This window comes from Rhodococcus sp. T7 (assembly GCF_009872365.1).
In the GTDB taxonomy this organism is placed as follows: domain Bacteria; phylum Actinomycetota; class Actinomycetes; order Mycobacteriales; family Mycobacteriaceae; genus Rhodococcus_F.
Map to the genome: position 1 here is coordinate 30,796 of NZ_WXYH01000099.1, position 19,749 is coordinate 50,544.

At 67.0% G+C, this 19,749-nt stretch carries 27 protein-coding genes and 1 pseudogene; 15 read left to right on the top strand and 13 right to left on the bottom strand.

Features of this window, described 5'->3' with window-relative positions; genetic code table 11:
* The first annotated feature begins 74 nt into the window (after window positions 1-74).
* Window positions 75-902, top strand: a complete 828-nt coding sequence (locus tag MLGJGCBP_RS12015) for an LLM class F420-dependent oxidoreductase (protein WP_236581043.1) — start codon at window positions 75-77, stop codon at window positions 900-902.
* An 11-nt stretch (window positions 903-913) separates the two neighbouring features.
* Here MLGJGCBP_RS12015 and MLGJGCBP_RS12020 read toward each other — a convergent pair whose 3' ends face one another.
* The 7 genes from MLGJGCBP_RS12020 to MLGJGCBP_RS12050 form a co-directional block, all read right to left on the bottom strand.
* A complete protein-coding gene (locus MLGJGCBP_RS12020; RefSeq protein WP_087557484.1) occupies window positions 914-1,300 on the bottom strand; it encodes a hypothetical protein in 387 nt (128 codons plus the stop codon).
* A 127-nt stretch (window positions 1,301-1,427) separates the two neighbouring features.
* On the bottom strand, window positions 1,428-2,216 hold the full coding sequence (locus tag MLGJGCBP_RS12025; protein ID WP_160095806.1) for an ABC transporter permease: 789 nt from the start codon (window positions 2,214-2,216) through the stop codon (window positions 1,428-1,430).
* A complete protein-coding gene (locus tag MLGJGCBP_RS12030) occupies window positions 2,213-3,175 on the bottom strand; it encodes an ATP-binding cassette domain-containing protein (protein WP_160095808.1) in 963 nt (320 codons plus the stop codon). Before MLGJGCBP_RS12030 ends, MLGJGCBP_RS12025 begins: the two co-directional genes overlap by 4 nt.
* Window positions 3,175-4,053: a DUF4097 family beta strand repeat-containing protein gene (locus MLGJGCBP_RS12035; RefSeq protein WP_160095810.1), complete on the bottom strand. Its 879-nt coding sequence runs from the start codon at window positions 4,051-4,053 to the stop codon at window positions 3,175-3,177. Before MLGJGCBP_RS12035 ends, MLGJGCBP_RS12030 begins: the two co-directional genes overlap by 1 nt.
* A 51-nt stretch (window positions 4,054-4,104) precedes the next feature.
* Entirely contained in the window at window positions 4,105-4,623 is a 519-nt protein-coding gene (locus MLGJGCBP_RS12040; RefSeq protein ID WP_160095812.1) for a toxin-antitoxin system HicB family antitoxin, read from the bottom strand.
* Window positions 4,624-4,725: 102 nt separating this feature from the next.
* Window positions 4,726-5,775 (bottom strand): sigma-70 family RNA polymerase sigma factor, encoded by a 1,050-nt coding sequence (locus MLGJGCBP_RS12045; protein ID WP_160095814.1) that lies wholly within the window; start codon window positions 5,773-5,775, stop codon window positions 4,726-4,728.
* A 41-nt stretch (window positions 5,776-5,816) separates the two neighbouring features.
* A complete protein-coding gene (locus tag MLGJGCBP_RS12050; RefSeq protein WP_442972093.1) occupies window positions 5,817-7,121 on the bottom strand; it encodes a serine hydrolase domain-containing protein in 1,305 nt (434 codons plus the stop codon).
* 185 nt (window positions 7,122-7,306) lie between these two features.
* Between MLGJGCBP_RS12050 and MLGJGCBP_RS51675 the strand changes: the two are divergent.
* The 12 genes and pseudogenes from MLGJGCBP_RS51675 to MLGJGCBP_RS12105 form a co-directional block, all read left to right on the top strand.
* Window positions 7,307-7,702 (top strand): annotated as a pseudogene (locus MLGJGCBP_RS51675) (cupin domain-containing protein); the annotation flags it as partial.
* A gap of 69 nt (window positions 7,703-7,771) precedes the next feature.
* On the top strand, window positions 7,772-8,458 hold the full coding sequence (locus MLGJGCBP_RS51680) for a hypothetical protein (RefSeq protein ID WP_236581044.1): 687 nt from the start codon (window positions 7,772-7,774) through the stop codon (window positions 8,456-8,458).
* A 290-nt stretch (window positions 8,459-8,748) separates the two neighbouring features.
* Window positions 8,749-9,468 (top strand): hypothetical protein, encoded by a 720-nt coding sequence (locus MLGJGCBP_RS12060; protein WP_087557489.1) that lies wholly within the window; start codon window positions 8,749-8,751, stop codon window positions 9,466-9,468.
* A 5-nt stretch (window positions 9,469-9,473) separates the two neighbouring features.
* Window positions 9,474-10,655, top strand: a complete 1,182-nt coding sequence (locus tag MLGJGCBP_RS12065; RefSeq protein WP_160095816.1) for an SRPBCC family protein — start codon at window positions 9,474-9,476, stop codon at window positions 10,653-10,655.
* On the top strand, window positions 10,652-11,062 hold the full coding sequence (gvpJ, locus tag MLGJGCBP_RS12070; RefSeq protein WP_087557490.1) for a gas vesicle protein GvpJ: 411 nt from the start codon (window positions 10,652-10,654) through the stop codon (window positions 11,060-11,062). The genes MLGJGCBP_RS12065 and gvpJ overlap by 4 nt, the downstream gene beginning before the upstream one ends.
* Window positions 11,062-11,850 (top strand): GvpL/GvpF family gas vesicle protein, encoded by a 789-nt coding sequence (locus tag MLGJGCBP_RS12075; RefSeq protein ID WP_160095818.1) that lies wholly within the window; start codon window positions 11,062-11,064, stop codon window positions 11,848-11,850. The genes gvpJ and MLGJGCBP_RS12075 overlap by 1 nt, the downstream gene beginning before the upstream one ends.
* A 3-nt stretch (window positions 11,851-11,853) precedes the next feature.
* Window positions 11,854-12,105, top strand: a complete 252-nt coding sequence (locus MLGJGCBP_RS12080) for a gas vesicle protein GvpG (RefSeq protein ID WP_087557492.1) — start codon at window positions 11,854-11,856, stop codon at window positions 12,103-12,105.
* Window positions 12,106-12,111: 6 nt separating this feature from the next.
* On the top strand, window positions 12,112-12,402 hold the full coding sequence (gene gvpO / locus MLGJGCBP_RS12085) for a gas vesicle protein GvpO (RefSeq protein ID WP_087557493.1): 291 nt from the start codon (window positions 12,112-12,114) through the stop codon (window positions 12,400-12,402).
* Window positions 12,399-12,806 (top strand): gas vesicle protein, encoded by a 408-nt coding sequence (locus MLGJGCBP_RS12090; RefSeq protein WP_087557494.1) that lies wholly within the window; start codon window positions 12,399-12,401, stop codon window positions 12,804-12,806. Before gvpO ends, MLGJGCBP_RS12090 begins: the two co-directional genes overlap by 4 nt.
* Complete coding sequence (locus MLGJGCBP_RS12095; protein ID WP_160095820.1) at window positions 12,793-13,572, top strand: GvpL/GvpF family gas vesicle protein; 780 nt, start codon at window positions 12,793-12,795, stop codon at window positions 13,570-13,572. Before MLGJGCBP_RS12090 ends, MLGJGCBP_RS12095 begins: the two co-directional genes overlap by 14 nt.
* Before the next feature lie 3 nt (window positions 13,573-13,575).
* Window positions 13,576-13,785, top strand: coding sequence for a gas vesicle protein (locus MLGJGCBP_RS12100; RefSeq protein WP_087557496.1), 210 nt, complete (start codon window positions 13,576-13,578; stop codon window positions 13,783-13,785).
* Window positions 13,778-14,110, top strand: coding sequence for a gas vesicle protein K (locus MLGJGCBP_RS12105; protein ID WP_143543055.1), 333 nt, complete (start codon window positions 13,778-13,780; stop codon window positions 14,108-14,110). Before MLGJGCBP_RS12100 ends, MLGJGCBP_RS12105 begins: the two co-directional genes overlap by 8 nt.
* Before the next feature lie 25 nt (window positions 14,111-14,135).
* Here the strand turns inward: MLGJGCBP_RS12105 and MLGJGCBP_RS12110 are convergent, their stop codons facing one another.
* Genes MLGJGCBP_RS12110 through MLGJGCBP_RS12120 form a run of 3 tightly spaced genes read right to left on the bottom strand, consistent with a single transcriptional unit; the run spans window position 14,136 to window position 16,144 of the window.
* Window positions 14,136-14,330 carry a CsbD family protein gene (locus MLGJGCBP_RS12110; protein ID WP_087557497.1) on the bottom strand — a complete coding sequence of 65 codons (195 nt, stop codon included), beginning with the start codon at window positions 14,328-14,330 and terminating at the stop codon, window positions 14,136-14,138.
* Window positions 14,331-14,381: 51 nt separating this feature from the next.
* Complete coding sequence (locus MLGJGCBP_RS12115; protein ID WP_160095822.1) at window positions 14,382-15,440, bottom strand: S-adenosylmethionine:tRNA ribosyltransferase-isomerase; 1,059 nt, start codon at window positions 15,438-15,440, stop codon at window positions 14,382-14,384.
* Window positions 15,437-16,144, bottom strand: a complete 708-nt coding sequence (locus tag MLGJGCBP_RS12120; protein ID WP_160095824.1) for an SDR family NAD(P)-dependent oxidoreductase — start codon at window positions 16,142-16,144, stop codon at window positions 15,437-15,439. The genes MLGJGCBP_RS12115 and MLGJGCBP_RS12120 overlap by 4 nt, the downstream gene beginning before the upstream one ends.
* A gap of 229 nt (window positions 16,145-16,373) precedes the next feature.
* Between MLGJGCBP_RS12120 and MLGJGCBP_RS12125 the strand changes: the two genes are divergently transcribed.
* Window positions 16,374-16,694: a hypothetical protein gene (locus tag MLGJGCBP_RS12125; protein WP_160095826.1), complete on the top strand. Its 321-nt coding sequence runs from the start codon at window positions 16,374-16,376 to the stop codon at window positions 16,692-16,694.
* 21 nt (window positions 16,695-16,715) lie between these two features.
* On the opposite strand, the gene MLGJGCBP_RS12130 is transcribed toward MLGJGCBP_RS12125, so the two are convergent.
* The 3 genes from MLGJGCBP_RS12130 to MLGJGCBP_RS12140 all read right to left on the bottom strand — a co-directional run bounded on the left by MLGJGCBP_RS12130 (window position 16,716) and on the right by MLGJGCBP_RS12140 (window position 18,579).
* Window positions 16,716-17,378 (bottom strand): class I SAM-dependent methyltransferase, encoded by a 663-nt coding sequence (locus tag MLGJGCBP_RS12130; RefSeq protein ID WP_236581045.1) that lies wholly within the window; start codon window positions 17,376-17,378, stop codon window positions 16,716-16,718.
* 95 nt (window positions 17,379-17,473) lie between these two features.
* Window positions 17,474-17,995, bottom strand: coding sequence for a hypothetical protein (locus MLGJGCBP_RS12135; RefSeq protein WP_160095828.1), 522 nt, complete (start codon window positions 17,993-17,995; stop codon window positions 17,474-17,476).
* Window positions 17,992-18,579, bottom strand: coding sequence for a hypothetical protein (locus MLGJGCBP_RS12140; RefSeq protein WP_160095830.1), 588 nt, complete (start codon window positions 18,577-18,579; stop codon window positions 17,992-17,994). Before MLGJGCBP_RS12140 ends, MLGJGCBP_RS12135 begins: the two co-directional genes overlap by 4 nt.
* A gap of 128 nt (window positions 18,580-18,707) precedes the next feature.
* Between MLGJGCBP_RS12140 and MLGJGCBP_RS12145 the strand changes: the two genes are divergently transcribed.
* The gene (locus MLGJGCBP_RS12145; protein WP_160095832.1) at window positions 18,708-19,742 is read left to right on the top strand and encodes a Gfo/Idh/MocA family oxidoreductase; all 1,035 of its coding nucleotides are present in this window, start codon (window positions 18,708-18,710) and stop codon (window positions 19,740-19,742) included.
* The last annotated feature ends 7 nt before the right edge of the window (window positions 19,743-19,749 follow it).

Here is a 19,749-nt window from a genome sequence, read left to right on the forward strand (position 1 = left end):
GGGCGATTCGACGCGGCCACGTGGGAAAACGGCTCAGGTATGGCAAGCATCACACTCGCGGCGCTGAAGTTGCCGTGTTCGCCGCCGACCATCTCGGCGCCCCGGCACCGTTCCCGTTGCTGGTGGCCGTCGCGGGCGCCACGCGGCTTCGTGTGGGAACCCTGGTGCTCAACGCACCGTTCTGGAACGCCGCCCTCCTCGCTCGCGAGATCGCGACGACGGACATCCTCACCGACGGACGGCTCGAGATCGGTCTCGGTGCCGGGCACATGAAGTGGGAGTTCGACGCCGCGGGTATCGAATGGCAGCCGTTCGGCGGCCGGGTCGAGCAGTTGTCGGAGATGGTCGACGGCCTGCGCACGTCCTTCACCACGGACTTCGACGAGCTACCCGAAGGCCGCACCGTGCCACGACCGTTGCAGCGGCGCGGATTCGGCGGCTCGGGTCCGCCCCTGATCATCGGCGGTACCGGCGACCGGGTGCTGCGGATCGCGGCCGCCCACGCCGACATCGTCGGCGTCGCGGGGACGTTTCAGATTCCGGGCCGGCCCCCGGGCACATTCCGCCTCGCCACCGCGGACGAGGCGGCCGAGCGAATTCGCTTCGTACGGAACCATGCCGGTGCGAGAGCCGAGGACATCGAGTGGCATCTGCTCGTCCAATCGGTCGTCGAGACGGACGACCGCCGGGCCACGGCGACCGAGATCGCGGACCGGCTCGGCGGCACCATCTCGGTGGACGACGTCCTCGGCACCCCGTACGTCCTCGTGGGAACCGTGGACGAGATGGCCGAGCAACTCCGGGGCCACCGGGAGCGTTACGGCTTCTCGTACGTCATCGTCCACGAACCGTATCTGGAGGTGTTCGCCCCCGTGATCCGTCGACTCCGCGAACAGAGTTGACGGACAACGACTCACGGCGTGTTGATGTACTCCTGGATGGCCTGCGCCGCCCTGGGGTTGCCCTGGCCCATACCGACTATTGCACCGGTGATCGCACCGATCGGCGTACCGATGATGCACCCGGCGAGACTGCCGGGGAACATCGAGACACATCCGACGCCGAGACCCATGAGCGCGCCGATCGCCGTGCCGGCCGCTCCCCCGTTGGCCCAGCCGACGCCGAGTTCGTTGAGCATGTTCTCGAGGGCCTGCTGCTTGTCGACCTCGTGCCGGCCGGGGATCGCCAGTGCGGGCGTTCCCGTGTTCGGTACGACGGGGTCGGCGTGCGCCGTGCCTGCTCCGAGTGTCACCGTCGCTGCGACGAGGACCGATGCTGCCGATTTCTTGATCAAGTTCATCGCGATCCCACCCTGCTGAAGAAGGAAAAACCGGTTCCGACTGTAACCTGCGGCTGCATCATCGGTGGCGAAACCGCGGCATCGGAAGAGTACCGCGGTGAGGGCCCGCCGGCACGGGTGAAAGCCGTCAGTTCACGCGCCGGTTGAACAGTCTTTTCGCCCAGAGGTAGCCGAACAGCGCGATACCGGCGCTCCAGCCGACCGCGAGCACGGCGCTGCTGCCGACGGGACCGCCGAGCAACAGCCCGCGGATGGTCTCGATGACGGGGCTGAACGGCTGGTACTCGGCGAACCACCGCAGACCGGCGGGCATCGAGTCGGTGGGGACGAATCCACTGCCGAGGAAGGGCAGCAGTATCAGCACCATCGGGAGGTTGCTCGCCGTTTCGACGCTCCTGGACACCAGCCCGAACGCGACGGACAGCCAGGTGAGTGCGAACGTGAACATCGCGAGCACCGCCGTCGCCGCGATCCACTCGCCGAGCCCGGCGGTGGGCCGGAAACCGATGAGCACGGCGACACCGACGACCAGCACGAGGCTGATCAGTGTCTGGATCATGCTGCCGACGACGTGCCCGGTCAGCACGGACACCCGTGCGATGGCCATCGTCCGGAACCGGGCGATGATGCCCTCGGTCATGTCGGTGGCGACCGAGATCGCGGTGCCCTGGGCGGCGCCGGCCACGGTCATCAAGAGAATTCCCGGTGCTACGTAATTGATATAGGCGCCGCGTCCGCCGTCGGGATCGCCGAGTCCCGCCCCCAGCGTGCCGCCGAAGACGTACACGAAGAGCAGGAGAAGAACGATCGGCATCCCGACGAGGAGCACCGTCACCGACGGGTACCGGATCATGTGCCGGAGGTTGCGGCGCAGCATTGTTGCCGAATCGCTCAGCGCGTAACCCATGGTCGTCATCGCAGGCTCTCTTTCCGGGTTGCGGCACGCTCGGTGAGCGCGAGGAAGACGTCGTCGAGATCGGGAGTGTGCACGGTCAGATTCTCGACGCTGATCGACGCGTGATCGAGCCGGTCGAGCAGTGCGCGCAGCGATTGCACGCTGCCGTCGCCGGGAACCTGCAACGTGAGCGATTCCTCGTTCCGGGTCACGTCCCCGAGGAGCCGGGAGGCCGCGTCGAGTTCGCGCACCCCGGGCAACTGCAGGGTGATGTGGCCGCCCGGAACGAGCCTCTTCAGCTGCTCCGGCGTTCCCTCCGCGACCAGCCTGCCGCCGTCGAGGAGTGCGATCCGGTCGGCGAGCCGATCTGCTTCCTCCAGGTACTGGGTGGTGAGGAAGATCGTGACTCCGTCGGCGACGAGTTCTCGTATGATCTGCCACATGGCGCGGCGGCTGCGCGGATCGAGACCGGTCGTCGGCTCGTCGAGGAAGATGATCCGGGGATCGCCGACGAGGGTCATCGCGAGGTCGAGACGGCGGCGCATGCCACCGGAGTAACTTCCGGCCGGCTTCGCTCCCGCCTCGACGAGATCGAAACGGGCAAGCAGTTCCGTGGCCCGGGCGCGACCCGCGTCGCGGCGCAGGTGGTGCAGATCGGCCATCAGCATCAGGTTCTCGCGACCCGTGAGGAGGTTGTCCACCGCGGAGAACTGGCCGGTCACACCGATGGTGGACCGCACCGCATCGGGCTCACGGGCGAGATCGTGACCCGCGATCCTGACGTCGCCGCCGTCGGGGGCGATGAGCGTGGACAGAATCTGGACCATGGTGGTCTTGCCTGCGCCGTTGGGCCCGAGCAGCGAGAAGATCGTTCCCTCGCCGATGTCGAGGTCGATGCCGTCGAGGACGACATTGTCGCCGTAAGACTTTCGTAGCCCGGTGGTGGTGATCGCGGACCGGGTGGTGATCGATGCTGTCATCACTCTGCCTTTCGACTGGTCGACTTCTGGGAATCGGGGCGGCGAATCACGATGTCGCCGAACCCGGTACGGGCACGCACCTCGACTTTGTCGTCCGTCGATTCCGGCCGGTCGACGGAGTCCAGATGGTTCTGGACCTTCCCGAAGGACGTGTGCGCGTCGAGCCGGGCAGCGGTCCCGGAGCGGATTCCGATCTCGATTCGGCCGTGGCCGGTTTCCAGCGACGCCGCGCCCTGCGTCACCTGCCCGATGCGGATGTCGCCGTTGGCGGTTGCCGCGGCAAGGTCGGCGCGGGCGTCGTCGACGGAGATGTCGCCGTTCGCCGTCTTCACCCGCAGTCCGCCGCCGATCGCGCCGATCCAGTTGTCGCCGTTGGAGTTCTTGATCACGGCGCTGCCGTCGATCGCACCGACGCGGAGTTTTCCCGACCCCGTGCTCACGTCCGCATCTCCCGCGACGTGGCCCACGGTGACCGTGCCGGCCCCGGTGTGCACGTCGAGCGGGCCGGTGTCGCCGAGTTGGACGTCCCCCGCCGAAGTCTTGACCCGGCACGCACCGAGCCGTCCCGCGCCGCGGAATGTCGCCACCGACGCGTCGCCCTCGAACTCGGAGCCGGTCGGCAGCGCGATGGTGACGTCGACGGAACCGGCCTTGCCGAACAGGCCGAGACCGCGCTGCTTCGGCGCCTTGACCAGCAGCCTCCCTGAGGAGTACTCGACGCGGGTCTGCTCGGCGGCGCGAACGTCCGATTCCCGCGAACCGTCGCTGGGGCGCACGTCCACGACCGTGTCGTCGCGGTCGCTCGCCGTGATCCGTGCGTCGCCGACGACGAGTTCGACCGTGGCCGAGATCGGCGCCGGGGTGCTGAATGTGGGCATGGTTGTCCTCCGGAATGTGGTGATGGCGAATGAAAGGACGGGCGGGTCGGGTCAGCGCACCCAGCCCGTGAAACGGTCGTTGCCGCGTGGGGCACGCCGTTCGGAGCGACCACTGCCGCCGTCGGACTCCAACCCCGCGGCCGCGGACCGGACGAGCCAGGCGTTCACCGACAGTCCTGCCTCCCGAGCGGCCTCCTCGACGCGGTCCTTGAGGTCTTGCGAGAGACGAAGATTGATCCGGGTCATGGCTCCGTCTTCCACTTCCGCGATTCGCGGCGGCGTCACGTCCGGACCGAATGCGGCCGGCTCCTCGAACGACTGCTCGGCGGGCGCGGGAGTGACGACGAACGTGGGCTCACGTCCGCGGAGTCGGAGATCCACCGAACCCGGCGCGAGGTCGCGGGTGATTTCACAGGCGGCCGCCGACAACGCGTCGAGTAGTGCGAGCCGGACCCCGGACTCCAGTGGGGCGGTGAGCCGCTCGGCGAGGGCGCGGGCGTCCTCTCCCCCGGCCTCGGCGGCTACGGCCAATTCGTGACGGAGGGATGCGACATAGGGTGTGAGATCCATGGTGCCATCATGGCATCACAATGGCACCATCGCAAGACTTCGCTGGGGATCGATGTGCCATCGTGGCGTCACGGCGGTGCAATCCGTCACCGTGAGCGCAGGTCACGGCAAGAATTCGGGCAGACCGAACGGCTCGAAGTGCTCCGGACCGATGAACGAGGTCAGTTCCGCGATCTTGGTGCCGCGCAGGGTCAGCACCGTGATCGACCAGCGGAGGTGGGTGCCGGCGTCCTCGTCCCACAGGTAGAAGGCCACGGCGGGCTGGCCGTTGGCACCGACCGGCAGGTGGCGCCACGAACCGCATCCCGTGAGCGGGACCCGGACCGCGAAATCCGTGACCGCGGCCAGACCGCGATACCAGTGCGCCATCGGCGGCATCGACCAGGTGACGTCCTCCGTCAGGAGAGCGACCAGAGCATCGGCATCACCGCGTTCCAGCGCGGTGGAGTACCCGGCGACCAGGGCACGCAGACGCGCGTCGTCGATCTCGCGCAACGTTTGCGACTGGGTCACCGACGGAATCTTCGCCGCGACGATCGCCCGGGCCCGCTGCAGCGCGCTGTTCACCGACGCCGTCGTAGTGTCCATGGCGGCGGCGATCTCGGCGGCGGAGAACCCCAGGACCTCGAAGAGCAGGAGGGCGGCCCGCTGATTGCCCGGCAGATGTTGTAGTGCCGCAACGAATGCCAGTTCGACGGCCTCGCGCTGCTCGTAGCGCGCGGCCGGCCCCGCCGCACCGGCGGCCAGTCCCGCATCGGCGTACGGACCCAGCCACGCCACCTCGGTGAGCGGGACGTCGCCGACGACGGCGCATTCACTGGAGGGACCGAGGTCGACGGGGAGGGCCCGCTTACCACGCGATTCGACGGCGTCCAGGCAGGTGCGCGTCGCGACGGTGTACAGCCAGGAGCGCAGCGCGCTGCGGCCCTCGAATTTCGCGAATCCGCGCCAGGCCCGCAATAGGGCGTCCTGCAGGGCGTCGTCGGCATCGTGGCTGGAGCCGAGCATGCGATAACAGTGGGCGTGCAGTTCGCGGCGCAACGGTCCGACCAGGCGCGTGAACGCGGCGTCGTCTCCGTCCCGGGCCCTGGCCAGGTCGGGATTCTCGGCTTCTGCCGACGCGTGCGGTGTTCGAACGGAGTTGTCGCTCACGAACGATGATTCTGCCCCACCCGCAACCCGTGCACCGCGCATCACCTGGTGGGGGTAGGAGCGGGTGTGGGCGCCAGCGACATTCCTGCGTAGATCTCGTCGAGAACGGTGGGCAGCAACGCGTTCGCGGTGGTTTTGCCCTCGGGCGACAGAGTCAGATTCGCCCAGATCACGAGCGTGACGTCGTTGTCCGGGTCGTACCCGATGAACGAGTTGAAGCCCGGCAGCTCACCGCCGTGGTAATACATCGACGCGTTCGGCCCGAAACGCTGGTAGCTGATCCCGTAACCGTATTGCTGCCCGTCGGGTGCGTCCGGGTCCTCGGGTTGCAAACTGTCCCGCCACTGTTGCTGGTATTCCGGATTCAATACCTCGCCGGAGACCAGCGCCCGGATCCATGTGGCCAGGTTGTCCGCCGTGGAGATGGCACCGCCGGCGGCGGTGGCGTAGGACGAATTCTGGTTGGTGTAGTCGACGGGCTGCAGTGTCCCCGCCCTCGCGGCGGTCTGCATGTCGGCGGGATACGGCTCGTCCAACAGGGCGTAGGCCGATCCGCCGTACATGTAACCGTGCGAATACCGGTCCGGGATCGCCGTATCGTCGGCGGCGGGAAGAGAGGTCTGATTCAGCCCGAGCGGCCCGAGCAACCGTTCCTGGAACTGCTCGGCCAGCGGGCGACCGCCGACCTTCTCGGCGATCAAACCCAGCAACGCATAGTTGGTGTTGCTGTATTCGTACGACGTGCCGGGTGGAAAGTCCGGCGGCCGGCTGAACGCGATGTCCAGGACCTCTCGAGGCGTCCAGGCCTTCGCCGGGTCGCTGTCCAAAGTCGCCGCCAGCTCGGGCGCATTCGTGTAGTTGTACAGCCCGCTACGCATCGTCAACAGCTGCGCGATGGTGATGTTCTCGCCGTGGGGCACGTCGGCAACGTAGGTGGACACCGGGTCGCTGAACCGGAGTTTGCCGTCCTGCGCCAGTAGGACCGTCAGCGCCGCCGTCAAGGTTTTGGTGTTCGATGCGATCCGGAAATGCGTCTGCGCATCCGGCGGTGTACCCGCGCCCAGTTCCGTGGTGCCGACCACCGCGTCGAAGGTTCCCTGCGGGGTGCGGAGCTGCACCACCGCGCCGGGGATCATCAACTCCTCGGCGGCCGCATCGACCGCCGCCTGAAATGCGGCCGGATCGATGGAATTGAGCGCCGAACCCGAAGCAGCCGTCGCCGTCGCCGCGGCAGGCGATGAAGCATTCTCGGCGGTCGTCGGCTCGGACGTGGGTGAGCACCCCGCGATCACGAGTGCGCCGCACGCCGTGAACACAGCGAGACGGGTGGCGCGTCGTGCGCGCAACCGACCCACTCCAGTTCTCCGGCCCCGCATGTATTCCGCCGGGAAATCCCTCATCGTCGCCATCACCGCCTCGGCGCCATGGTTCGGATACCGCGCCGATGGGCGGTACCAGCTGGCAGGCCTCTTCGAATCCTAGCCCGCGAGACCACCCACTCCGTCGCGATCACCGGAACAACTCAGCGCTTCCGCACTGGCACGCCAACGCGAATGAACTCACGTATTGCCCTGTCCGGAACGTCGCTCGTCTCCGTACTCGACACCGGCAGCGTGTTTCGACCTTCACGGTCGGCTCGGCAACACCTACGATTTCGACGCCTCCGATTTCGCCGCTCTCCGACGCAACACCGCGGACCGCGCCCTGGCGGCCCGAATCGGCGATCCCGTGGTGCCGTCGGCGGCGAAATAGGTTATGTGCGCCGCGGTATCTCGAGCACGGGGACGTCGGTCAGCGCGCACTCCCGCGAAGTCTTTGCCGCCACGTTCGACACGCACATCGACGATCTGCCAAACTTCCGTTCACCCCCGCCGACCCGCTCATCGTCACGCGCAAAAACCCGCTCGACGAACGCGGGGAAGGGTAACCCGTCGTTCCCGAATTGCCGCCGTTCCCGCTCCGGTTTCAAGAAATTCTCCGAGGGTAATTGGGGTATATGGGCGCACGAGAGAGGACGACGACAGGGTCGACGGCGCTCGCCGACGCACCCCCTGGACGGCTGCCGCGAAGACAACCACTCCCGCCCAGGCGGCCGGCAACGTCGACATCGACTTCGGCTGGGTCGCGGCACGGCCTTCCCCGACGGACCACGACGACGGCCCGGCCGACGCGTAGGGATACCCGCACCGAACCCGTCACGAAGCCGACGGCCCGGAAGCGTCCCCGGGACACGGGGTCCCGCGGACCGGCCCACACCGGATCCTCCGGCTCCGGCAGCAAGCGCCTGCCCGATCCGGTCGCACCGGACTTCGGGGACGTCACCGAGTGGCTGCAGGACCAGGTTGGCCGCCTCGTCGACGCACTGCGGGACCGCGGCGAGAAGGAGGCGCAGAATCTCCGGCAGAAATTCAAGAAATGGCTGGCGTCGCTCGTCCACGAGGTAATACACAGCAACGCCGGGGCCGGCGCCGGACTCGAGGGCATTCGCGCCGCGCTGACGGGTAAGAATCCGGTGTGGGCCGCGATCAAAGCGCTGATGTCCGGTTTGAGCGGCAAAGCCAAGGTCGGCCTTGTTCTCCTTCTCCTCGTCGCACTTCTGCTCGGACCGGTACTACTCGTAATTCTTCTGCTGGCGCTCCTCGTCGCGGTGATCGTCGCGGCGGTACGAGCCGCCAGCCGGTGACATTCCTACCTTGCACACGGAAAGCATTGCAGCTGAATCACTCTCGAAAAACCACAGCGATGCGTCGATCTCGTCTCCGCCCGCCGGGATTTGTGGGAAGCGTTCGCCGCGGCAGGTCGGCCGAACCGACTTTTCTGCCGCTGGTTGAGCGTCCTGCCGCTGGGGTAGTCGGGAGACGGCGCCCCCTTACCGCGCACGGTATTGCGACACATTACCGAGGACGGTCCTGCGACACATTGCCGAAGTTGGCGAGAGGTGCGCCGGCGACTACTCGGTAAAGGGGTTCGACGATGAAAACCAAAGGTCAGGTGGCGTTGGCCGTCGGCGCGGGTTACATGCTGGGCCGAACACACAGGATGAAAATGGCACTGATGCTCGCGGCTGCGGGTGCAACCGGACGCTTCCCCGGCGGGCCACGCGATTTATTGGAACGCGGCACGAAGGTGCTCGCGAACTCCCCCGAATTCGCCAAGATCAGCGATTCGGTTCGACAAGAGCTGGTCAGCGCTGCGAAGGCCGCGGCGGTCACCGCCGCAAGCCAGCGCATCAACCAGCTCAACAACCGGATTCTGTCCGGCGGCGGCGAAGCGGTCAGCGACGTGGGCGACACGGTCGACGACACTGTGGGTGGTGTCGGTAATTCGGTCGGCAAACTCAGCAGTCTCGGAAAACTCGGTCGCAAGCGACGCGGTCGGTCCAAGGACGAGGAGTACGACGAATCCGAAGTCGACGAAGAGCCGGACGAACAGTACGCCGAGGAAGACGAGGACTACCAGGAACCAGAACCCGACGAGGACGAAGCCTCCGACGAGGAGGAACCCGCTCGACGCAAGCGACCCGCCGCACGTCGGCGCGCGTCCAGCAACGGCAGCTCACGGCCGACGAGCAGGTCGCGCAGCGCGAAATCCGACGAGGACGAAGAGGACGACGAGGAAGCCCCGACCCGCGGCCGCAGGACCCGGGCCAAAGCCACGACTGATTCCGCGCCCGTCCGGCGCGGCGGACGGTGAGCACGATGACGAACGCTGCAAAAAAACTGAGTGAAGCCGCACCGGGAGACGGTGGCGGGTCGTCGGGTGTGCTGCAGGACGCATTGCAGAAGCTGGTCGGCACGGTGACGGAGAAAGCGCTCACGTCGGTCTCCGACAAGGTGCAGAACGCTTCGGGCAGGCTCACCGACTACGCCGAGGGTGGCGGCGGAGGGCTGCTCGCCGCCGTGACCGGTTCCGAGAAACTGGCCGAGGGTGAATCACCGATCAAGTCTGCGGTGAGCGGTGGCTTGCAGAGCGCCAAGGAAAAAGTCAAGGACACCGCTTCCGACGTCAAGGAGGCCGTCACCGGTGGTGGCGGCAGCAAAGGCAAGAAGCTCAAGCTGACCAACATCGTCGAAACGCTCGATGTCGGGGTCCCGGTCCAGCTCGCCTACAACCAATGGACCCAATTCGCCGACTTCCCCTCCTTCATGAAGAAGGTCGAGCGGGTGGAGCAGGAAGCGGACGAGAAGCTCGAGTGGAAGGCACAGGTGTTCCTGTCGCATCGAACGTGGGAGGCGTCGATCATCGAGCAGGTTCCCGACGAGAGGATCGTGTGGCACTCGAAGGGTGCTAAGGGTTATGTCGATGGCGCGGTGACGTTCCACGAGGTGACTCCCGATCTCACCCGCATCGTTCTCATTCTCGAGTATCACCCGAAGGGTCTGTTCGAGAAGACGGGCAACCTGTGGCGCGCGCAAGGACGACGAGCGCGACTGGAGTTGAAGCACTTCGGCCGCCACGTCATGACGCAGTCGGTTCTCCACCCCGACGAGGTGGTCGGCTGGCGCGGGGAGATCCGGGACGGCGAGGTGGTCGAGCCCGACGAAAACGAGCAGGACGAGTCCGAGCAGGAAGAGCCCGAGGAAACGGACGAAGCCGAAGGCGAGGAAAGCGAAGACGAGGAACCAGTGCGGGACGAGTCCGAGCAGGAAGAACCTGAGGAAACAGACGAAGACGAGTCGGAGGACACCGACGAAGACGACACCGGCGAGGAGGAGGAAGAGGAAGAGGAAGAAGAGGAAGCACCCCCGCGGGCGCGCCGAGGTCGCCCACGCAAGACCGCTGCGGCCGCCGAGACCAAGGCAGCCCCGAAACGGCGGGGCCGCCCGCGTAAGACTGCGGCAAAGAAGTCCGCAAGTTCGCGGCAAGGAGCGCGGCAATGACGGCGATACAACCGGCGGGTGGCGGCGGTGGAGTCAGCGGCGGCCCCAGCTCCAGCAGCCTCGCGGACGTCATCGACACCATCCTCGACAAGGGCCTGGTTATCGATGCGTACGTGCGGGTGTCATTGGTCGGTATCGAATTGCTGACCATCGACGCTCGCGTCGTCGTCGCCAGCGTCGACACCTATCTGCGGTTTGCGGAGGCCGTGAACCGGCTCGAGATCGGCAGTGGTGAGCCGAAGGGTCTCACGGACCTGGTCGGCGACGTCACCGAGGGTGGTGCCAAATCGAAGACCAAGGGCGCGATCGAGTCGGCGGGTGAGAAACTCGGCGACTTCCTCGGTGGCGGTCAGGAAGAGCCTGAGCGCGAGCGGGTTTCGCGCAAGTCCAGTCGAGGGGACAAGTGATGTCTAAGTCGAAAGAGTCCAACGACGCGTCCGACGAGCCGCGCACGAGCGGCATCTACGTGTACGGCATCGTGCCCGCGGACGTGGAAGCCGAAGAGGACGCGGTCGGCGTGTGTGACGGCCCGGTCGCCATCGTCACGCACGGCGATATCGCGGCGCTGGTCAGCGAGATCTCGGTGGACCGGCCACTCGGAAAACCCCAGGATCTCCAGGCGCATGCACACCTGCTGGACGGTACGTCGGGTGTGGCACCGGTACTACCGCTTCGTTTCGGGGCGGTCATGACCGATGAGGAGGCCGTCGAGAAGGAACTGCTCGAGGCACACGCCGAGGAGTTCGCCGCAGCGTTGAAGGAACTCGAGGGTCGAGCGCAGTACGTCGTGAAGGGGCGGTACGTCGAGGAAGCGATCCTCCGCGAAATAATCGAGGAGAACCAGCAAGCGGGCGAACTGGTCGACGCGATCCGCAATCAGCCGGAGGAGACCACCCGCGACGCCCGGATGGCGCTGGGCGAGATCATCAGCAACGGCATCGAGGCCAAACGGGACGAAGACACGCGCACGGTGGTGGAAGCGCTCGAGTCGTTGTCCGACTCGGTCAACGTCCGGGAACCGACCCATGAGGAGGAGGCCGCGCAGGTAGCGGTCCTCGTCGAGGTCGCCCGACAGGAAGAGCTCGAGAAGGCGGTGGGAGACCTGGCCGAGCAGTGGGACGGCCGGGTCGAGATGCGCCTGCTCGGACCTCTCGCCGCCTACGACTTCGTGGTGACGCAGAAGCCGGAGGGCTGACCGATGGGTGTGCTGTCGTTCATCGCCACGTTGCCGCTCGCTCCCGTCCGTGGGGTGATCTCGCTGGCCGAGTTGATCCAGCGACAGGTCGAGGAAGAACTCCACAATCCCGCGAGCGCGCGGCGCGCGCTCGAGGAGTTGGAGGACGCCCGCGCAGCCGGTGAGATCTCCGCCGAGGAGGAGGAAGAGGCACAGCAGGCGATCCTCGACCGCATGACCGGATCGGCACGGCCCAGCAGCCCGGAGAAGGAGTGATAGTCGATGGCAGAAGAGGAGCCACCTCCGTTGCCTGCGCCGGAGATCGCCGAGATCGCAACGCGTGACATAGCGAAGTTGACCGGCAAGAAGCCGCTCGGTGCCACATCGGTCATGCCCACCGACGACGGCTGGGCGGTGGAGGTGGAGGTGGTCGAGGATCGGCGGATCCCGTCGTCGACGGACATGCTCGCGTTGTACGAGGTGGTACTGGACCTGGATGGAGAACTGTTGTCCTACCGCAGAACCCGCCGCTACAGCCGCGGTGTCGGTGACAGCGGGAGCGCGCAGTCATGACGGTCGCCGGCGGCGGTGCGAGCAACCTTCCGCAGAGTTCGGGCGGCGGATTCGGCGGCGGGCACCAGTCGACGAATCTCGGCGAGATTCTGGAGCGGGTACTCGACAAGGGTCTCGTGATCGCCGGCGACATCCAGGTCAACCTCCTCGACATCGAACTGCTCACCATCAAGGTGCGACTGGTGATTGCCTCACTGGAAACCGCGAAGGAGGTGGGGATCAACTGGTGGGAGAACGACCCCTGGCTGACCGGCAAGAACAGCGACATCGAACTCGAGAACCGGAAGTTGCGGGAGCGGATCGCCGAACTCGAGTCCGACAGGTCGGTTCGCCCCGCGGTCGAGGCCGCCGACACGGTCGAGGTGGAGGCGAGGCGTCAGGAGCGCGACGATGACAGCGGATGACGGTGTCTGGCTCTACAGCATCACCACCGACAGTATCGGCGATGCGCAACTCGACGGGGTCACCGGTGTGGCCGGTGAACCGGTCCGGACGGTGACGTCGTCGGGTCTGGTCGCGGTGGTGGGGACCGTGAGCCTCGGCGAATTCGGGCAGGAACCCCTGCAACGCAAACTCGAGGACCTCGACTGGCTGGCCGCAACCGCGAGAGCACACGACGCCGTCGTCGCGGCCGTCTTGCGCAGCGGACCCACCGTTCCATTGCGGTTGGCGACGCTCTACCTCGACGACGACCGCGTCCGCCGCCTACTCACGGAACGCCGGGAAGAGTTCGATGCGACGTTGCGCCGGGTGACCGGGCGGAGCGAATGGGGCGTCAAGGGCTACGGAGACGCGAAGATCCTGTCGCAAAACGTGAAGGAGGAGCCGTCCTCGGCCGGCGCGACAGGGAAGGGAACCGCGTATCTACTGCGCCGTCGTGCGGAGTTGAGCGCGCAGCAGGACGTCGAACGCAAGGCGGCCGGCCACGCGGGAGAAATTCACTCCGCCCTCCTGGACGAGGCCGTCGACGGGGTACGCCGGCAGATCACCGATCCAGTGCTCACCGGCAAGCGGGCCTGGATGATCCTCAACGGCACCTACCTCGTCGACAACGAACGCGTGGAGGGTTTCGCGGCACTCGTCAGAGCACTCGACGCCGAACGTCCGGGTATCACACTGGAATTGACCGGACCGTGGCCGCCGTATTCGTTCGCCGGAATCGACGGGTGAGCCATGAGCGAGTTGGTTCCCGCGGACGACACCCGCCGCATCGCGCTCGTCGATCTACTCGACCGGGTGCTGGGCGGTGGTGTCGTCATCACCGGTGAGATCACGCTGTCACTCGCCGACGTCGACATGGTCCGCATCTCCCTGCGCACGCTCATCGCGTCGGTGAGCGCACTCGTCCCGGATCTGGCCGAGCAGGATTCCGACGATGGCTGAGCCCGAACCCGTCGATTCGGATGCCCCGAGCGACATCGGTCGCCGGGTACTGCCGCAGCGGATCGACGCGGATCCCGAATCAGTCGAGAAGGGCCTGGTCACCCTCGTCCTGACGATCGTGGAGCTACTACGGCAGTTGATGGAACGGCAGGCGCTGCGCCGAGTCGAGCACGGCGATCTCAGCGACGACCAGATCGAACGCATCGGCACGACGCTGATGTTGCTCGAGGAGCGCATGGCGGAGTTGCGTGATCATTTCGATCTCACACCCGAGGACCTGAACATCGACCTCGGACCGCTGGGGCCACTGCTGTCGAACGAGTAGCCGGACTCACCGAGCGTCGGCAATATCAGTGTTTGAGGGCGTTCTTGATCTTCTTTCCCGCGTCCTTGACCTTGTCGCCCATCTGTTTGGCGTTGCCACTGGCCTGTTCTTTACTCCCCTCTGCTTCGAGGTGGGCGTTGCCAGTGGCCCTGCCGACCGCTTTCTTGGCGGCGCCCTCGGCGGTTTCGACCTTGTGCCGGATCTTCTTTCCCATATTCATGACGCCGTCCTGTCCTCTGCTGTCACTCCCGATTGCCCAGCGTCACCGGTTTCAATCACGCAGCAACAGCGCGCTGTCCCCGAACTCGTGCCACAGATATCCGCGTGCGAGCGCCTCGTCGTAGGCGCGTCGGACCGCCGCCGCGCCCACCACCGATTCGAGCAGCATCAGGTGGGAGGCCCCCGGCGCGTGCCACCCCGTGATCAGCCCGTCCACCACGCGGGCCGGCCGCGCCGCGCTCAGTACCAGGTTCGTCCAGCCCACGCCCGCCACCGCCAGCCCGTCCGGCGTTGCCTGGGTCTCGAGTGCCCTGGTCACCGTGGTGCCGACCGCGATCACACGGCCGCCGGCAGCGCGGCGATCATTGATCAGTCGCGCCGTGTGCTCCGGCACCTCGTACCGCTCGGGGATCGGCGGCTCCCCACGCTCGGGCGAGGACACACCCGTGTGCAACAGGATCGGCGCCGTCACCACCCCCGAGGTCGCGAGATCGGTGACCATCGGATGCGTGAACGGTCGCGCGGCGCTGGCCATCTCGGCGCTCCCACCGGTGCGGCCGAAGATCGTCTGGTAGTAGGACAGCGGCCACCGCTCGTGGACGTACGCGTACGTGATCGGACGGCCCGCGGTGGCGAGCAGTTCCGTCACTACGTCCGCGACGCCGTCGACCGAGGCACGCCACAGCCGGGTCGAACCACGGGGCCAGGGCTCCCGGAGTGTCGCAACGGCGCCGCGCGAAAGCCCGATCCGCGTGCCCTCCTCGAGCGAGTCGAGGGCTCCCGATACCGGGCCCGGCGCTCGCACCTCGACCGCCCAGTCCGCGCCCTCGAGTTCGGTGGAGAAGTGCACGACCACCGGTCCCACCGTGTCGACGGTGCCGTCCACTGCCGCGGCCAGCGTCGCCGACGCGTTCACTACCACCACGTCACCAGGCCGAAGAAAGCGCGGCAGTTCGTGAAAAGTGCTGTGCACCAGCGTGCCCCGATCGGACACGAGCAGCTTCACCGAGTCGCGCAGCAGGCCCCGATCCTCCGGCGGGCCGCTCGCCTCCAATCGCTGGGGCAGGACGAACCGGAATTCGGTCACCGAGTGACTGCCCGCCCGGGTCACGACGACACTCCCGTGTCGGCGGCCGTAAAGTCGGATGCACGGTACCGGCCGCTGGATGGGCGCGTCTCGAGCAGCCTCAACAGGGCCGGGACCACCGTTTCCGGCTCGGGCCGATCCGAGATGTCCTCGCCGGGGAACGCCGCCTGGTGCATCGCCGTGCGCATGTCGCCGGGATCGAACGCGTAGATCGCGAGATCTGGCTCCTCGACCGCCAGTACCGCGGTCGCGTGGTCGAGCGCCACCTTCGCCGCACCATAACCGCCCCAGCCCGCATAGGCCTCGACCGCGGCGTCCGACGAAATGTTGATCACGGCGCCGTCCGCGGCCCGCACCTGCCCGATCAGCGCGGTGATCAACGCGATCGGCGCCAGCACGTTCGTCGCGAAGACCTGGGCCAGTTCATCCTCCGGGTACCGGGTCAGGGCGGGCATCGGGCTGGGACCGAGCGCGCTGGCATTGTTGACGAGCAGGTCCAGTCGCCCCCGCGCCGCGATCACCTCGGCGAGACGCTCACGATGTCGCGGATCCGTCACGTCACCGGGGATGGCAGTGATGGTGCTCCCCCGCGAGGCGACCCGATCGAGCGGTTCGACCCGCCGTCCGGTGACGATCACCTCCCAGCCGCGCTCCGCGAGCGCAAGCGCGCTCGCCCGACCCAATCCTGCCGATCCCCCAGTGATCAGCGCCCGTTTGGTGCCGTTCATCGCAGACTCCTTGCCTCCAGTGACATCTGGCACCATCCTGAAACCTGAAGTCCACTTGATGTCAAGGGCTGCCGCCGACGATGTGCTGCCCGCACCGAGGGGGGTGGGATTCTGGGGTGGAACGGACGATAATGAGTCCCTACCGTGAGACGAATGCGCCACGTGCCACGACCCGCCTGGAAGCTCGCGAGCCGAACCCGGGCGCCGACCGAATCGAGAGTGACTTCGTATGAACACAGTCGCAGTGCGCTCGGCGATCGCAGCGGCCGCTGCATTCGCCGCCTTCGCCGCACCCGGTATCGCGGCCGCCGCACCGAACCTGCACGGGGATCCGACGACTCCCGGCACCCAGGTTCAGGTGGAGAGCGAGCCGGGCGACTCGAACGGCTACACCTGCGGGGCGGTCGGCGTCGCGGGAGCCGGCGTCGGATCGAATTCCTCCGGTGGCGCCGGTTCGGTCAACGGCACCTATTTCGGACCCGGCCCGGTCCAGGGCGGCTGCGTCGGTAGTGACGGGTCGGTGTACTTCCCGACCGGCACCGCCGAATAACGGCAACCCCGAAAGCGCTGCCTAGATCCGCGTGACGGTCGCGAGCCAGGCCGGCGCGCCGTCGTCACCGTGGAATCGCGTATGAATCCGGTCCGGTTCGATAGCGGTGATGTTCCATCCGGCGCCAGGGTTGAACGCCGCGCTCAACTCCTCCCGGGTGACGGGGTGCGGGCCGGTATCGGGGCCGTCGTCACGGAAGCACAGCACGTACAGGGTCCCGTCGCGTTCGGTCACCGAGGCCACACTCGCCACGTAGCCCGGCCGCTCTCCGGCGTCGAACGTGTGGAACAGCCCGCAGTCCAGCACTGTCGCGAACCTGCGTCCAAGCGTTTCCAGCCGGAGCGCGTCGGCGGCGGTGAACTCGATCTCGATTCGACGATCCCCGGCCTTCGCCCGGGCGATCGCCAGCGCCGTCTCGGCCACGTCCACGCCCACAACCGACAGTCCCAGCGCGGCGACGTGAAGAGCGTTCTCGCCGGTTCCGCAGCCCGCGTCGAGGACCGCTCCGGCGAATCCACCCTCGGATGCCACCCGCACGACCGCCGGCTGGGGCCCGTCGATATCCCAGGGCGCACGGCCCTCGTGATACGACGCATCCCAGGGCAGCCCCGTCATCAGCTCGTGACTCGTGGGTTCCCGACCGCCGAACGGATCGTCGGCGAGAGGCCCTGATCGCTCCGGCACCGTCGTCCCCTTCCCGCATCCGATCGGGCCAACCCATCATGGCACGGCAATGCGTGAAAGTCGGCCGTTCCTCCTGTCGCCGCTCGTCCTTTCGCTCAGAGTTCGAGCAGCCGCTGGAAGAACTCGCGATAGCGTTTCAGCGCGAGGCGGAGGTCCTCCGTGGAGCCCTCTTCACCTCGGGCCCATTGCTCCTCGAGCCGCGAACGCGCCTCCGAGAATCCGGTCGTGATCCGGTCGACGACGTCGGAGACGAGGCCGTCGGCCTTCTGTACGCACTCTCGGGGATCGTCGACGAAGCCCGACTGAACCTCGTCCCAGCGCAGGCGAAGTACCGAAAGTTCGTCCTCGGCGAAAAGTGCCTGCCCGCCCGACGTGTCGGCGTTCTGAGCGGGCGGTTGGGATCCCTCGGCCGACGCGGATCGGGCTTCCCCCGCCGAGTCCGGGACCTCCGCAGGCCGCCGGGCCGCCTCAGCCGGCGCAGCGGCAGCCTCGGGAGCAGATTCGGTTGTTCCCGTGGGTGATCCGGTTCCCTTGGCCGCCGAGGCGGGGGCCTCGGCTGACGTTTCGACACTCCCGGTCGGGCTGGTGCCCTCGGGTTGCCCGTGTGGGGTTGTCATGCGCGTGTCTCCTTCGGCTTGTCCTTGTTCGGCTCGTCTTTGTTCCCATCCGTCTCGAGCAACTTCTCGAAAAGCTCGCGGTAGTGCACGAACGCCTCCCGCTGTTGCTCCGTACCGATCTCGCCCTGCTCCTGCGCGAGATAGATGCCGTGCGCCGTGCGGTAGTTCTCGACGACCTTCGGGTGGTCCACCGAAATGTCGGCCGCGCGCTGATCGAAGTCGTCGATCGGGTAACCACGTTCGCGCATGACGTGGATCACGAGCCGGTCCGCAGCGGCGACCGCACTCGACGGGTTGTCGACGAACTCGATCTGAACCGTCCGCCACGAATCGGCGTACTTCGCTCGCGCCTCCGGTGGCAACGCGACGATGTCGAGCTTCTCCCGCTTTCGTTCGCGGGCGGCGAGCTCCTTCTCGGCGGCGCTTTGGTCGCCCACCTCACCGACCGTCCGCTCGTATTCGGGGCCGAACCGTCCTTTCAGCCGTTCCGTCCTCTTGCGACTGCTGATCGAGCGGGAAGCGATGATCGCCAGCACCGCGATCACGACGAGCACCGCGATCAAGATCCATCCCCAAACAGGCATCTCCTCAGACCTCCTCGTTCCTCGACCGTGTACCCCGACGGCTCATTCGAAAACGGCACCACCATGGCGCCCCCTGAGTCGATATCGCGTCAGTAGAATGTTCGAATGTCTTAACATATACTCGCGGCATGACCGTAAAGATAGGAATTGTCGGGTACGGCCTCGGTGGCCGGTATTTCCACGCGCCGTTCGTCGAAGCAGCCGAGGGAATCACACTGGGGGGCATCGTGACCCGGTCCGCCAAGCGCGCCGCCCAGGCTGCCGCCGACTTCCCCGGCGTGCCGGTGTTCGCGAGCCTCGGCGAACTCGTCGATTCCGGTGTCGACGCCGTCACGATCACCACTCCACCGCAGACGCGACGCGAGCTCGCGCTCGAGGCGGTCGGGCGGGGTGTGCACGTGGTCGCGGACAAGCCGTTCGCGCCGGATATCGCGACGGCCCGCGAGTTGATCGCCGCAGGCGACGAAGCCGGGGTACTGCTCAGTGTTTTTCACAACCGTCGCTACGACGCCGACATCCGCACGCTGAAGTCGGTGCTGCCGCGACTCGGCGACATCTGGCGGGTCGAGTCGCATTTCGACCAGGACGGTGCCGACACCCTCGAAGCCGGCCCGACCGGTGGGTTGTTGCGGGACATCGGCGCACACGTCGTCGACCAGGTGCTGTGGTTGTTCGGTCCGGCCGACCGGGTCGACGCACACCTCGATTACGTCGACCGGCCGGAGGGACGCACCGACGCCGGCTTCGTTGTCAACATCACCCACCGCAGTGGTGTCTATTCGACCGTCTCGTCGACCAAGGTCAACCATCTCGAGGGACGGCGGCTGCGCGCGTTCGGGAATGTCGGCAGCTATGTGGCGGACGGAACGGACGTCCAGGCGCAGGCCCTGTTCGCCGGGACGCGGCCCGTCGACGATCCCGCCGGGTGGGGTCTCGAACGACCGGAGCGGTGGGGTGTCCTGCACACAGCGGAAGGTCCGGAAACGATCCCGTCGGAGCGGGGTGCGTATCAGGACTACTACACCGAATTCGCGGCTGCAGTTGCCGGTACCGGTCCGCAACCGGTTCCGGCTCGCACCGCACTCGGCACCATCGCAGTGCTGGCGGCGGCACGCGAGGCCGCCGAAACCGGCCGCACGGTCGTCGTGCCACCCGTCGACTGACCGCTGC

Excerpts from the sequence above, each read along its gene's own strand:
- MLGJGCBP_RS12020 (WP_087557484.1), bottom strand. The coding sequence starts at position 1,300 with ATGAACTTGATCAAGAAATCGGCAGCATCGGTCCTCGTCGCAGCGACG.
- MLGJGCBP_RS12025 (WP_160095806.1), bottom strand. The coding sequence starts at position 2,216 with ATGACGACCATGGGTTACGCGCTGAGCGATTCGGCAACAATGCTGCGC.
- MLGJGCBP_RS12030 (WP_160095808.1), bottom strand. The coding sequence starts at position 3,175 with ATGACAGCATCGATCACCACCCGGTCCGCGATCACCACCACCGGGCTA.
- MLGJGCBP_RS12035 (WP_160095810.1), bottom strand. The coding sequence starts at position 4,053 with ATGCCCACATTCAGCACCCCGGCGCCGATCTCGGCCACGGTCGAACTC.
- MLGJGCBP_RS12040 (WP_160095812.1), bottom strand. The coding sequence starts at position 4,623 with ATGGATCTCACACCCTATGTCGCATCCCTCCGTCACGAATTGGCCGTA.
- MLGJGCBP_RS51680 (WP_236581044.1), top strand. The coding sequence starts at position 7,772 with ATGGGCGCACGAGAGAGGACGACGACAGGGTCGACGGCGCTCGCCGAC.
- MLGJGCBP_RS12060 (WP_087557489.1), top strand. The coding sequence starts at position 8,749 with ATGAAAACCAAAGGTCAGGTGGCGTTGGCCGTCGGCGCGGGTTACATG.
- MLGJGCBP_RS12065 (WP_160095816.1), top strand. The coding sequence starts at position 9,474 with ATGACGAACGCTGCAAAAAAACTGAGTGAAGCCGCACCGGGAGACGGT.
- gvpJ (WP_087557490.1), top strand. The coding sequence starts at position 10,652 with ATGACGGCGATACAACCGGCGGGTGGCGGCGGTGGAGTCAGCGGCGGC.
- MLGJGCBP_RS12075 (WP_160095818.1), top strand. The coding sequence starts at position 11,062 with ATGTCTAAGTCGAAAGAGTCCAACGACGCGTCCGACGAGCCGCGCACG.
- MLGJGCBP_RS12080 (WP_087557492.1), top strand. The coding sequence starts at position 11,854 with ATGGGTGTGCTGTCGTTCATCGCCACGTTGCCGCTCGCTCCCGTCCGT.
- gvpO (WP_087557493.1), top strand. The coding sequence starts at position 12,112 with ATGGCAGAAGAGGAGCCACCTCCGTTGCCTGCGCCGGAGATCGCCGAG.
- MLGJGCBP_RS12090 (WP_087557494.1), top strand. The coding sequence starts at position 12,399 with ATGACGGTCGCCGGCGGCGGTGCGAGCAACCTTCCGCAGAGTTCGGGC.
- MLGJGCBP_RS12095 (WP_160095820.1), top strand. The coding sequence starts at position 12,793 with ATGACAGCGGATGACGGTGTCTGGCTCTACAGCATCACCACCGACAGT.
- MLGJGCBP_RS12100 (WP_087557496.1), top strand. The coding sequence starts at position 13,576 with ATGAGCGAGTTGGTTCCCGCGGACGACACCCGCCGCATCGCGCTCGTC.
- MLGJGCBP_RS12105 (WP_143543055.1), top strand. The coding sequence starts at position 13,778 with ATGGCTGAGCCCGAACCCGTCGATTCGGATGCCCCGAGCGACATCGGT.
- MLGJGCBP_RS12110 (WP_087557497.1), bottom strand. The coding sequence starts at position 14,330 with ATGAATATGGGAAAGAAGATCCGGCACAAGGTCGAAACCGCCGAGGGC.
- MLGJGCBP_RS12120 (WP_160095824.1), bottom strand. The coding sequence starts at position 16,144 with ATGAACGGCACCAAACGGGCGCTGATCACTGGGGGATCGGCAGGATTG.
- MLGJGCBP_RS12125 (WP_160095826.1), top strand. The coding sequence starts at position 16,374 with ATGAACACAGTCGCAGTGCGCTCGGCGATCGCAGCGGCCGCTGCATTC.
- MLGJGCBP_RS12135 (WP_160095828.1), bottom strand. The coding sequence starts at position 17,995 with ATGACAACCCCACACGGGCAACCCGAGGGCACCAGCCCGACCGGGAGT.
- MLGJGCBP_RS12140 (WP_160095830.1), bottom strand. The coding sequence starts at position 18,579 with ATGCCTGTTTGGGGATGGATCTTGATCGCGGTGCTCGTCGTGATCGCG.
- MLGJGCBP_RS12145 (WP_160095832.1), top strand. The coding sequence starts at position 18,708 with ATGACCGTAAAGATAGGAATTGTCGGGTACGGCCTCGGTGGCCGGTAT.